This window comes from Winogradskyella sp. 266wxhm (genome assembly GCF_058964685.1).
In genome coordinates, this window is sequence record NZ_CM179559.1 from 1,279,436 (window position 1) to 1,293,013 (window position 13,578).

At 33.3% G+C, this 13,578-nt stretch carries 8 protein-coding genes; all 8 read right to left on the reverse strand.

The window, feature by feature from the left end:
- Nucleotides 1-15 precede the first annotated feature (15 nt).
- On the reverse strand, nt 16-606 hold the full coding sequence (locus AC2H4K_RS05645; protein WP_281140304.1) for a cytochrome c oxidase subunit 3: 591 nt from the start codon (nt 604-606) through the stop codon (nt 16-18).
- Complete coding sequence (gene cyoE / locus AC2H4K_RS05650) at nt 607-1,500, reverse strand: heme o synthase (RefSeq protein WP_281140305.1); 894 nt, start codon at nt 1,498-1,500, stop codon at nt 607-609.
- Nucleotides 1,501-1,590: 90 nt separating this feature from the next.
- On the reverse strand, nt 1,591-3,690 hold the full coding sequence (locus AC2H4K_RS05655) for a gliding motility protein RemB (protein ID WP_281140306.1): 2,100 nt from the start codon (nt 3,688-3,690) through the stop codon (nt 1,591-1,593).
- Nucleotides 3,691-3,811: 121 nt separating this feature from the next.
- Entirely contained in the window at nt 3,812-4,612 is an 801-nt protein-coding gene (locus tag AC2H4K_RS05660) for an energy transducer TonB (RefSeq protein WP_281140307.1), read from the reverse strand.
- Between the two features lie 116 nt (nt 4,613-4,728).
- Nucleotides 4,729-5,457 carry an energy transducer TonB gene (locus AC2H4K_RS05665; protein ID WP_281140308.1) on the reverse strand — a complete coding sequence of 243 codons (729 nt, stop codon included), beginning with the start codon at nt 5,455-5,457 and terminating at the stop codon, nt 4,729-4,731.
- Between the two features lie 67 nt (nt 5,458-5,524).
- Nucleotides 5,525-5,887: a VanZ family protein gene (locus AC2H4K_RS05670; protein WP_281140309.1), complete on the reverse strand. Its 363-nt coding sequence runs from the start codon at nt 5,885-5,887 to the stop codon at nt 5,525-5,527.
- Nucleotides 5,880-6,260: a glycine cleavage system protein GcvH gene (gene gcvH, locus AC2H4K_RS05675; protein ID WP_281140310.1), complete on the reverse strand. Its 381-nt coding sequence runs from the start codon at nt 6,258-6,260 to the stop codon at nt 5,880-5,882. The genes AC2H4K_RS05670 and gcvH overlap by 8 nt, the downstream gene beginning before the upstream one ends.
- Nucleotides 6,261-6,319: 59 nt before the next feature.
- Nucleotides 6,320-13,549, reverse strand: a complete 7,230-nt coding sequence (gene sov / locus AC2H4K_RS05680; protein ID WP_493743064.1) for a T9SS outer membrane translocon Sov/SprA — start codon at nt 13,547-13,549, stop codon at nt 6,320-6,322.
- Between the last annotated feature and the right edge of the window lie 29 nt (nt 13,550-13,578).

Here is a 13,578-nt window from a genome sequence, read left to right on the forward strand (position 1 = left end):
ATTTGACAAAAATAATCAAATTATGTATCTAAAAAAATATAAAAACAAAAAGAGCGCAAGCCAAAGTATATCTACAAAATGCCAAAAATTGGCCGCTAGTTCAAAACCCAACATATTGTGGGCATTATACTTTTGTTTATAATGATTATAAATTACAACAACTAAGCATATTAACCCAGCAATGACGTGCAATAAGTGAGCTATAGCAATAATATAAATAAATGATATTGTAACGTTACTTGTTGGTCCTGTAAAGTAAAGACCAGATTGAATAAACTCGCTAAATCCTGCTAGCTGGCTGTAAACAAACATAATTCCTAGCACTAAAGTTAGCACTAACCACAGTGTCACTAGCTTTAATTTGTTCTGCTTTAAGGCTGTTTTTGCTAATATTAAGCTTACACTACTTATTAAAATTATAAAAACACTTATAGTGAAAGCTCTTGGTAATTGAAAATCGGTTAACCAATCTTCTCTTGTTCTGCTCACTATAAAAGCACTAATTAAAGCAGCAAAAGACATTATTAAAGATCCAATACCAAACCAAAGCATCATCTTCTTTGACCTAGCTAGTTTTTCTTGTGCTGTTCCTTCTGTTAAATCCATCTATCTCAAAAATTTATCTGCAACATATATAATTTGCAACATTGTAATATAAAATACGCTAGATAACATTAATTGTTTCGCAACTTTTACCGAACGCTTCTTAAATAACTTAAAAGCGTAAAACAACATTACCAAACCTAAAAGCGTAACTAAAATAGCACCTACGATAGATAATTTTAAATCCCCTGTAAATCCAAAAACTGGAATTATGGATGCTATAATAGTCCAAATACTATACATAATTATTTGCACTGCTGTTCCTTTGTCTTGTTTTCCTGTTGGCAACATAAAAAAGCCTCCTTTTTTATAATCTTCATACAAAAACCAACCTATAGACCAAAAGTGCGGAAATTGCCAAAAGAATTGAATAGCAAATAAAGTTCCTGGTTCAATGCCGAATTCCCCTCGAGCAGCAACCCAACCTAACATAAATGGAATAGCACCTGGTAAAGCTCCCACAAAAACGGATAAGGATGTTTTAGTCTTTAAAGGTGTATAAACACTTGTGTATAAAAAAATGGAGATTGCTCCCCACATTGCAGTTTTTTGATTGATATTATAAAGCGTTATTATACCCAAAATGGTAAACACCGTAGCAATAATAAAAGCCGTATTCACCGACATGCGTCCCGCAGGAATAGGTCTGTTTTTAGTCCTATCCATTAAGGCATCCAAGTCACGCTCAATAATTTGATTATAAGCGTTAGAAGCGCCAACCATAAAATAACCACCAAGAGCCAAAAGCATTAAAGTTGAGAAACTTATAGTTTCTGCACCTAACAAATAACCTGCCATTGAAGAAAAAACTACACTAATAGATAATCCTATTTTTGTAATTTCCTTAAAATCTGTGATCACAGAAGCTGTTGATACCGAAGATTTTGTGCTACTCAAAAGTGTCCTATTTAGTTGTATTCTTAGCGAGTGCAAAGATAGTTTGAAAAAAAGTTATGACCAACGTAAAACTTTAGTTTTAACTAATAGCTAGAAATCATTGTACCAATTGAACAAATCGGTTCTTACACCAATACTAAACCAAAACGTATTTGAAGCTGTTGTGTTTGCAGTTACAGTTTCAGGATTAAAATCGCGATAAATAATATTAGTAAAGAGCTTTAAGTTAGTAACGGGATTAATTAAATATCCAGCCTGAATTTCAGTCATAAAGCTATTGGTTTTATTTCCTTGCCCAATCTTTATACCTGTGTCTGCATTACGATCATTATAGTCTCTATAGATATCACCTCCATAAGAAAAGTCATCTTCATCCGTATTAAAGTCAAATCCTCGTTGTCCCATAATAATCTTGGCATCAGCAAACCATCGTTTATAATTATATCTACCTATTAAAACCAATTCTCTAAAATTAGCTCCCCAAAGATGCGCCATTGGTTGATTAAAATGTCCATAATTCAATATCTGAGTATTATGTGAATAGGTATAAGGTCTTACTTGATTGTATTCTGCTTGGAGTAATAGATTTTCAACATCAAAAGCATTGAAATATTTAGCACCTAACTGATAGCCGAATTTGTTTTTCCAGCTTTTATTACCTGCTGTAACATCTTCTGAAGAAAATTCATCAAGAATGAATTGACCATATAAATTCACTTTATTATTCAGTTTATACTTTGAACTCAATCCTAAAATAGCATTTCCAGCTCCTTGACCAGTCTGAAACTCTATAGCTCTAAAAAATATAATAGGATTAAGATAATTAAGATCAAAACCTCTTCCGTTTGTATCAGCCCACATTACAGATTCAAACAAACCTATATTCAACCGTTTAGAAACATTCCAACTCAAATAATGATTTGCCATGTATTTGGTTAAAAAAGCGTCATCCACCACAACCTCATCTCTAACATCTTTTAACCACATCCAAGTACTAGTATATTTTATCTTCCAAAAACTAGTGTTCAATTTAAGGTAAGGATACGGACTAGAAATATCACTCTGAAACAATGATCTGTAACCGTCACCAATAAAATTTTTACCATGACCAAATTGAATGTTTAAAAAATCTGCAGGAGTATAAGATAAATAGGCCTCTGCAACAGGATAATCATATGAGTTTTCTTTGAAACGTTTTGCAATACCACGACCTGGAATAATTGCAGGATCTGGGCCAAAAGCTTTTAAACTTTCCGCATAATTATTAAAATAATCGGCGAATCTACCTTGACTTTCATATACCGAAGTTGAAATATTAAATCGTTTTCCTAAACCTGCTTGTATAAAAATTCCCCTTGTATTATTCCAAGTTGAATTAAAATCGGCTTCTGTATCTTTTCCTACCTGTAAATCTACTATTGGGTCCACCGTAAACCAATAATCTTTACCTTGTAGTTGTACTAGGTGCTCGTTGTAAAGTTTTCTCCCAAACCAAGTATCTGTATCTTTTTTCAAACTTTCCTTTTCAGCTTTAACATCGTAATATTTCGCCACATAATTATACATAAAAGGCTTTGCAGCAGTGTGGCTGTTAGTGCCAATTGCATTCATTTCATCATCAAATCTAGCGTAATAAGAATGTGTAAAGGGAATGTTTAATTGACTTGAATACTCTGAACCGTCATAAGGTTTGCGTGATTTCTCTATTTCGTCAAATTCATCCGAAAGCGTTGCATTGAGACTATCTTTTTTGGTTAATTTTTCTTCAGATGAAATCTCCTTCACAGGTTCTAATAAAGGAATAGAAATACTTATACTGTATTGCACAAATGTTGGGTTACCATTATAAGTTGCCGGTTTTATTTTGGGTAATGATTCAAAAACACGTTTGCTTTCCGCTTTTAGTTCATCATAAATAGCATCTGTATATATAACCTTGAAACTTCCTTCTTTATCGATTTCAAACAATACTTGAACTTCCCCTTTATAATTTTCATTAACAACTATCTCTGGAATTTTAAAATTCTCATAGATATAGTTATTCAAAGTGTAGTTAAAACAACTTTTGATTTGATCTAAGGATTCTGATTCACAATCTTGAAATACTGGTGGTTTTTCGTAAGTTATTGGTGTTTGAGCAAACCCAATCTCTGAAAGTAAAAGAATGGCAAAAAGCAAAATACGCTTCATGAAAAACAATAAATTTTTGATGCTTGAAAGATACTTAAATTTTTCAGTAACAGTAAAAACACGACAGCATAAAAAAACCGTTACAAAATTGTAACGGTTTGAAAAATAAAATCTTTTCTAATTAATTTCTTGTCTGATACGTAATTGGTAACGTATAAATGACTCCAACAGGTTCATTGCGCTGCAAGCCTGGTTGCATTTTTGGTATTTTATTGATAACACGCTTTGCCTCATCTTCTAAAGCTTTATGTGGACCTCTTACCTTAATATCAGAAACATTTCCATTCTTATCGATGGTGAATTGTGTTGTAATCTTTTGCTTACCGTAGATTCCATATTCTGAACCTACATCAACATTAAATTTTTTGCCAATAAGCTTACTTATTTTATCTGACATACACTTTTTGCGATCATCATTAGTATCATACTTTTCACAACCTGGATACACAGGAGCCTTTTCTATTAAAACAAAAGGAACGAAAACATCTTCATCTATTGGTTTTTCAATAGGCTTGAGATCTTCAACTTTTGCTACAGGTTTATCCGAAACTACTGGCTCTTCTGGAGTCTTAATCACAGTTTCTATGATTGGAGTATCATCTTCAACTTCTTTGTAAACATCGTTTAGCTCAGTAGTTGGAATTGGCTCTGGATCTTTAGGTTTCATAACTTCTACTTCAAAAGGCTCTACATACTCCATTGAAATAGTTTCAACCATTGCTTGGTCATCATTAGATAATTTTAATGTTGATTTCTCAAACTTCATTTCAAAAAGTGCATAAGTACCAAGCAAGCAAAGAATCAACCCTATTTGAAAATATAGGGTTGAGTTTTTTTGTAAATTTGCATCATGCTTTTGTGATTTTTTTACTTCAACACTGTTCTGACCAACAGTACCGAAGTCTCTTTTAGAGTTTTTCATAATATGTATTATTTAAATGTTAATATTATGATAAAGTCACAATAAGCATACCAAAACAAAAATCCCGTCCAATTAATTTTGAACGGGATTTTTAAATATTTAAAAAAAATGTTTTTCTAGTCTTGCACAGCAAATACAATTGGAATAGAGAACGGCATTACCACAGCTTTACCTCTTTGCTTTCCTGGCTTCATTTTAGGTAACTGACTTATTACTCTTTTTGCTTCTTTTTCTAATCCTGGGTGTGGACCACGGGCAGCAATACTTGTAATATTTCCTGTTTTATCTACCTTAAACTGAACGAAGATTCTCTTTCTTCCTGGAGGAAGACCTAAGTCACTTGCTAAATCTACATTAAATTTCTTGTTAATAAACCTGTTTACTTTTTCGTTCATACAAGCTTTTTTAGCAGCATTTCCTTTTTCATTTTCACAACCAGGGAATACAGCCACATTTTCAATAACTGAGAATGGAACCTCAATATCTTCTTCTACTTCTTCAACCTCTACTTCTTCTACTTCAACAATTTCTGTTTCCATTTCAGTTTCTGTAGACTCAATTACTGTTTCCTCTACTTCAACCTCATCTTCTACTACCTCAATAACTTCAGGAGCTGCTGGTGGCGGTGGAGGTGGCGGTGGAGGTGTAACGATTTGCTCTGTAATTGGAATTTCTTCCTCTAGTTCATCATCAAGGTTAAGCGAATCTAATGCAATATCACTTTTGTCGTAAGTTTTATAGTTAATCGACAAGTATGTTACAGCAAGCATTAACGCTAAACCAACCGCAAAATATATTGAGCTATTGCGACTTACATCCGATTTTGGATTCTTTTTAGGTTCCATAAAAATTTTTGTTTTTTATAACATCGCTAATTTAACTAAATAATAGTAAAAAAAACAAGGCTTTGAGTTATTTTAACTTAAATACATTGAGTTTAGCTGCAATTAATGTGCCAACTATAACACCTAAACAATTTGCTAATAAATCGTATAAGTCAAAAGTTCTATTGGGATTTATTTTGTGTTGTACTAGCTCTAAAATTATACCGTAAAGCAACACTGTCCCAAAGGCCAAAGGGATATTAGTTGATTTTATGTTATACTTAAAATAAGTAACCCATAAAAAGCCTAATCCAAAGTATGCTATAAAGTGATAAATTTTATCATCAAAAGACGATCCTAAACTAGGTACATTACTAAGATTAATCAGACTGACAATCGTTAACCAAATGGTATAGATTATAGCTGCTGGTAATATTAGTTTTTTAACCACTAATTAAGGCTTTATAATCTTCTGCAGATAGTAATCCCTCAACTTGAGAAGCTTCAGAGAATTTTAGTTTAATCATCCAACCTTCACCATAAGGATCTGAATTAACTTTTTCTGGTTCGTCTTCCAAGCCTTCATTAAACTCTACTATTTCACCTGAAAGTGGTAAGAATAAATCTGAAACTGTTTTTACTGCTTCAACTGTACCAAAAACTTCTTCTGCGTCTAAAGTTTCATCTAGAGTATCTACTTCTACATATACAATATCACCTAATTCGCTTTGGGCAAAATCAGTAATACCTACTGTAGCAATATCACCTTCAATTTTTATCCATTCGTGATCTTTGGTGTACTTTAATTCTGATGGTATGTTCATCTCTATTGTGTAAAAAATTAATGAAACAAAAGTAATTTTTTAATTGTTTCCATTCAAAATTAATTACCAAAATTATATCTTAAGGTAATACCTGATCTTATTGAAGTTTGTGGGAATGATGTTGAAATAGCAAAATCTGAGAAGGTATAATCGAAATAGAAAATACCGGTAAGGTTTTTACTAAAAGCATAATCAGCTGTATATTTCAAACCCCAAATAGTTTGTCCTGCTGTAATCTGATTATTATCTAAGTCTAGATATCTTACAATAGTTTTATTGTCTCTTACAGATACATCTGCACGCATGTTAAGATCACTCTTAATAATCTGCTTCGGACCTGCAAGCTGAGAGCGAATTCTTAAATCTTTAATTCTATAGCCTAATCCTAAAGTATATTCTGTTCCTAGAGTTTCTGTTAATAGGTTATTATCAAAACTTAGAGATAATGTTCTATCAGTTGCTATTTCTGCTAATACTTTGATTGAGTTTTTCATTTCAAAGTCTAGACGAATTAACGGGCTAAACTGTTCTTCTAAGTTTATGTTGCTGAATAATGTTTCACTTTTAAAGTTACCAGCAGCATTAACTGCATCAGCATTTTGTGGGTCATCAGCTGGAAGTTCGTAATTTGGAGATTCGTAATCTAAATTGTTCCTAAACTGATTGATCGTATAACGAGACCTATAACCATGTTGTATTGAGAAACGTCTAAAGGTTTTCTTAAACCAAGCGATTTTCATTAAGCCTGTATATTTCAGTGTCCAGTTTGGAATTGGCACATCTCTGAAAGCTCCTGTACTTATTTTATTCGGATCGGAACCTAAATAAGCAGATAAGAAAGCTGGCAATAATACTTTCTGACTATTTTTTCCAAAACCAAGTGGATACCCTTCAGCGTCTAAATTAGCAGGGTTATTAACATCAATTCCCCTAGCAGATGCAAGTCTGTTGGCTATAACAAGTCTATTAGCTCTAAAATCATCAAATGTTACGGATTGATTTTCATCGCTTTTACTAAAAGCCGTTTTAATCATCGCTGTGGAAATATTGAAATTACCAAAAGAGTTTGTGATTAGCTCATTATATGTGTCACTTACACCATCTTGGTTAATATCTTCTCCGTAAAAAGTCTGCGATATATTGTTGGCATAAGTTCTATTACCTACCAAATCTATTTTTAAATCTTGCATTGGCTCAACAGTAGCAGAATAATCTAGAGTTGTGTTTTCAATTTCCGAATATTGATCGCTAAAATTTGGAAAAGTAGTCAACCAACCATTACGTGCTACTAATTCCCTAATGTCTCTTTGTGAACCAAAAGTATAACCTAAAGTTGGTCTAAGTGTACCAACAAAACCTGGTGTTGGTAAGTAACCTGGGAGATATGTTCCTCTATTTTCTGTATACCCAAATTGAACACGTTTTACCATCGTTACAATATCAACAAAAGTATTGTAAGCTTTTTTACCTGTACTAAGTTTATTAGGGTCTTTGTCTTGTGCTTCTCCTTTTTTATCTAATGATGCATTTGGTGTTGCACTTCTTCTTTTTACAGCTGTATTTCTGCCTCTACCTCTTCTATTTCCTTTTTTTACCAATCCAATACTTCTATAGAATGTTTCCATATTAAGTGTGGTATTGATATTATGAGTGCCAGAGTTTTGGATAGAATGCCCTAAATCAAATGTCCCTAACTCTGTTACTAAATTTTCATTTAAGTCAGAACCTTTTTGCCACTGAAATGTGCCGTTATAAGCATAAGTTGTTCTTAAGAAACTTAGCGCTGGTATTTTATATAGTGGTAGTTCATAATTAACTTGTAGCTGTTGTGTTTGGAAGTTTGGATCACCAAAATCAAAAAAACCATCCCAAACATTAAGCTCAGGATCTTGCCTTCCATTAATACGATCATCAATGAAGTAATTTCTAACGATGTTAGAATTTGCAGCTGTAAAATTTAAGCTTAAAGCATCAGTTAAATTGTAATTTATAGCATACTGAAAATCGAAAGTATAATTTCTTCTATATAGTTCTTCTATCCCAATATTATCACCTCCTAACTCTACTTCTCTAAATTTCTGGCTATTGAATTGTCTATTAATATCAGTATTTACAGAAAAACTAGTTGGAAGTAAATTAAAATTAAAGTCTTTTAAGATTTTCCAATACTTACCGGTAAATAAAGAATCATTCTTTTTGAAAGGTTCTACTTTAACTGGCTCAAATGCGTAATTGTAGTTTACACCTGCCCTTACAGTTTGATCTAAAGATCTTTCGATTTCAAAATCTCTGTGCTCTACTTTGTTGTATGAGTAATTGAATGTTAGATTTTCCACATCATAAAAATGCTTTTTAGAATCTCCCGTCTTCTGTTTCTTAACACCAATAAAATTAATACTCTTTCTTTTGGTATAATTTTCATTGACCTTTAGAATAGAATCTTGATTGGTAGTATTATCTAATTGTGTTTGCAACTCTATATCTTGATAATACTGATCAAATTGAGGTGTTATAGTTTCTTCACTTTGAGCATAATTAAACGGGATTTGAACTCCCCATTTTTTAGGTAATAATTGCCCAAGCTGCACATTAGTAACAACATCGTATTGCTTAACGTCTTCTCTGCTTCTTTCGTTAGGACCTTCTTCAATACCCCCAAAACCTATAGTACTTCTTCTCCCTGTAGCACTTACATTAGCAAAGTCTGCAATATTAGTATCCATGCTCAATATTGCTGCCCAACCTCCTTCATTTTCTAAATCAGACATTCTAAGTTCGTTGAACCAAACTTCACCACAAGAATTCACACCTGTTGAACCTGAGTTTTTAACACCAACCATAAGAACTCTAATGTCACCAAAATTTGGATTTCCCTTAATACCGACACGTTGCTGTCCAATTTCCAAGTTAGAAAATTGACCTACTGGTGTTTCATCTAAAGCCCCATCATTAACATTATAAAATGTTGGATTTTCATCACTCAATGATTGGTTAAAAATACCTAAAGACTTTATTTGCTGAAGGATTTCCAATGGTAAATTAATCTCGTTAACTTCTGGCCAAATTTGCTCAGCATTGCTTCCTTCTGCATATTCTGAAGGTAATAAAGGAATCTCTATTTGATAAAAGTTGTCTGTAAAATCATTACCCATTCTTATAAAACCAATGAGTTCTCCTTCTGCAAGAGATTGATTTTCTTGGGCCTCTGCATGAAGAAACATACGTAGTTTTTTATACTGACGCATGTCTACATTAACATTCTTAAAAACTCCTCTAGAATCTGTTGGCTCTAAATTACAAGTCTGCAACACTAATGATTGCTCGTTTTGTCTTATAATATTGTTATTATTATTAAGCTCTTCGCGCTCAACACCAGGTGGAATTTCATAACTACCGTTATTTTCTTGAACACCCACAATACCAACTGAAAAATCTGCATCTGCACTATCATTTGTAGAGTCATTATCTAAATCTAAAGTATAACGTCTCCAGTCACTACGTACTAAATCTAAGGTCGCAAAACGCAATACTGTATTTTGATTAAACTCTCTTAAATAAAGTCTCGCAAAACGAATAGATCTTATGTCTGAAATACCGCCGATACTTCTTGTTTCTTCATTTATAGGGATTCTAAACTGATACCATTTAACATCGTTTCTAACATCACCATTTGGTAAAGTGACCTCAATAGGATCATCAGTATCTCCTTTAATATCATAAATATAAGGGTTATTTAAGTTCAGTGTTGAAGGTGTTATTTCTATCTCATATTCATAATAACTATCAATAGTGTTCATAGTGTTATCTCTATTGATATCTTCTACATCTGGCTGAGTTGTTGAACCTCTGTTAGTGTCCGAAAACGTATCTGGTGAGTTACCTTCTACACCATTATATCTTTTATAACGTTCAAAAATATTACCTTCCGAATTGATGTAATAAGCATAATTATCATTTGAAGGATCGTCTCCAAACTCGGCTCCAAATTCATTAATCTCTTCCGTATCATCATAACCGTCATAACCTACATCTTGATTGGCTCTTTGATTTCCTTCTGTATCAAATGTATAAATCAACGATTGATTTTGCGGCACAACACCACCAAATTCTGTTGGATTTAGTATAGAGATATCACCATTCTGCGGTAGTCCATTTTCATATTGTTTTTTACCATCCTTAAGGATATCTTCAGAAATGTTACCAAGGTTTACATATAATTTACCACCTTGGTTAGTTGGGTCATCTAAAAACGGATCTTGTACCCAAAATTCAATATATTCTACATTGGCTTGTTCAAAATCTGTTGATGTTATCTGTCTTGTGATACCTGCCCAAGAATCATTAGGATCTAGAGGTGCTTCATTAGCTGCATTAGGGTCAAAATTATAAGGCCCACGTTCTGTAGGGTAATATACTAAATCCAAAGTATTGATAACCGAAGTTTGTCCTTGTGCTATATCTACATTAGGGAATACTTCATCTATAAAAACGCGTCTTGTATATAAGTCAGATATATCATCATCATCAATTCCACTAGGTCTTTGGTTACTGTAAAAAATTGGATCAATAGTGTACCAATTCAGAAAAGCTCTACCATAACCATTCTCTATACCAGGACCATCTATTCCTGGTACATTAGACGGCATCTCTTGAGGTCTACTAGATAAATACCAAGACAATGGACTTAACAAATCTATTGCTCCTTGGGTTCCTTCAAAATCATCAATGTATGATGTAGCTTCACCATTAAAGTCCGTTCCATTTGGTGCTCCAGGTAACAAATAAGCAAATTCACCTCTAACAGAAAGGTTAGACGGCACATCGGTATCTACATTTGGCAACTTATTTGCTAAACGTGTTAAGAAAGGGACTTCTGTGGAATAATTACCATAAAGACCAAAAATTGTATTATTTATTGGTTCTGCATTGTAGTTTGCTTTTTGGGTAATTGGTCTTTCACTTAGGTTTAAGAATGTTCCACCTAAAATAAAGTTTTCATCAAATTGGTGCTCTACATTAACACCCATAAAACGTTTAGTTTGCTGACCAAAAACGGCATTATTTTCTACCGAAACATTAATTGGTGTATTTGATGCCTTTAAGGCTTCATCTAAAATTTCAACTCTACCTAGATTATAGTCTACAGTATAATCTATACCCTCAACTAAAACACGACCACCTGCAGTTACAGTTACCGAACCTCTAGGCACATTAAAAGCACCTAATGGTATTCCACCTCCACTTCCGCTACTTTTAAAACGTCCTTTAATTAAGAACTTGTTTTTTTCAGCTTCGTTTAATGCTTGTGTTTTTGTGGATTTATAAAGCAAATCATACACATACTTTTCTTGATTTGCATTGGTATATGTGTCTTGTTCGTAATCTGTAGCATTGTCAGACGGGTTACTATCATCATCTAATACATCGAATAAATAGCGTCCAAAAGGCTCAACTTTGGTAAAGATTATTTTGCCGTTTTGTGTTAATACCGTCGTACCTTCAACATAATCAAAGAATCCATCACCTCCTTCTTGTGGATCATTATTAGAATTCAACCTATCTAAATGGAACAGTCGAATTAAAGGAGTTTCTTGAATTTCTGTATCGTCTGTATTATCATTTGGTGTATTATTATCATAGGTAGGAAATGGCACAGGAACACCATTAACCTCGACTGGCCTAATGTAATTTACAGCTGAAGCCTCTCTATAAAAGATATTTAATCTAAAATCTTCTTGACTTAATTGATAAGCACCAGTATCATAGATGTTTTTCATCATTAAGTCCCAAATTGGTTGCTCTACTGATGTTACAGCACTCTTCAACATTTTTAAGACTAAAGCCTGGTTGTTTACGACCTCATTTCCAGATGTATTATCAACAGTTGTAGCATCCACACCATCATTTGCAAATTCACCAACTTGATAAACCTCACCACCAACAGTGTACTGAAACGCCACTGCTAAAACTTCATCATTAAGCAATCTTTGGTTTAAGGAAATATATCCTAATTCCTCATTTAAAACATAGTCTTGATTCTGAATAAGTTTTCTTGCTGATTCTAGTTTTCCATAATCAAAACCTTCATCAACAGATACTGTTACTCCATTTTCAACAACTGTAACATCTCTAACGGCACTTGTTAAGTAGGAACCTGCACCACCAATATTGGTAGGATCAAAAGCATTGTTCTCATTATTTGGAAGCGCACCTGGATTATTAACAAAACCACCTAATGGTTCTAACCCTATATTTTCTGACTCTGACTCACCCAAATCCTGAAATGCTACAATATTTCTAACATTTTCGGTTTGATTGTTTCTATTGGTCACCCAAACTTCAACTCTTGTGATTTGTAATCCTTGGTTGTTAATCCAGGGGTATTGTCTTAAAGACTCATTATAGGTATCCCTAAAGTGATGTGCTAAGAAAAAGTGTCTGTTTTCATCATAGTCTCTTGCAAAAAACTCAAATTCCTCTATAGTTCCACCTCCTTGAGCCGTCACCGATCTTGATTGGGATTGCTGCTCAGAAAACACTGCTGTAACTCTGGTTTTCCCGAATTGTAATTCGGTTTTTACACCAAATAAACTTTGAGCACCAGTAATCAGAGAACTATTTAGTGGCATATTAACATTACCCACTTCAATCTTACGGATAATATCGTCTTCTGTTGGAGTATATTCCATTTTAAAGACCTGTTGAAAATCGAAAGTCGCTTCGGTATCATAATTAGCGGTTACCTGAAGTCTTGTACCTACTTTACCAAGTAAACTTAAACTGATTCTCTGGTCAAAATCAAATGTGAAATTTGAACGATTTCGAGGTGATAAAGCAGGATTATCTTGTCTTGAATACAATATTCCTAAATCTACTTCTACGGAACCTTGTGGCACAATACTAATGGTATTGCTACCAAAAATAGTTTCAAACAATCCGGAATTAATATAGAATTCAGGTAATAAATTTTTCTGATCTTCCTCTGAACCTTCTTTTTGGCCAGCAACTGCATCAGCCATTCTTTTGTAATATTCCTTTATTTTTTCTTGAAGAACAAGTTTTTGAAATTCATCTGGCGTAAGAATTAAAGGATAATTAACATTAAAATTTCCTATTTTCTCAGTGTAGATATAGCGGTCTAAAATAGGATCATAAGTATATTTAGATACTATACTATTTGGGTTTGGCATTAATATTTTACCAAAGGCTACAGTGGTTTTTGTAGAGTCCTGTTCTTGTTCGGTTTCTTGGGCATCAGCAAAAGAGCTAAAAAGGAGCATAATAGCCATTATGCAGGAAAAACCGAAAGATTGCAGTT

Coding starts and splice junctions, on each gene's coding strand:
- AC2H4K_RS05645 (WP_281140304.1), bottom strand. CDS start 606: ATGGATTTAACAGAAGGAACAGCACAAGAAAAACTAGCTAGGTCAAAG.
- AC2H4K_RS05655 (WP_281140306.1), bottom strand. CDS start 3,690: ATGAAGCGTATTTTGCTTTTTGCCATTCTTTTACTTTCAGAGATTGGG.
- AC2H4K_RS05660 (WP_281140307.1), bottom strand. CDS start 4,612: ATGAAAAACTCTAAAAGAGACTTCGGTACTGTTGGTCAGAACAGTGTT.
- AC2H4K_RS05665 (WP_281140308.1), bottom strand. CDS start 5,457: ATGGAACCTAAAAAGAATCCAAAATCGGATGTAAGTCGCAATAGCTCA.
- gcvH (WP_281140310.1), bottom strand. CDS start 6,260: ATGAACATACCATCAGAATTAAAGTACACCAAAGATCACGAATGGATA.
- sov (WP_493743064.1), bottom strand. CDS start 13,549: ATGGCTATTATGCTCCTTTTTAGCTCTTTTGCTGATGCCCAAGAAACC.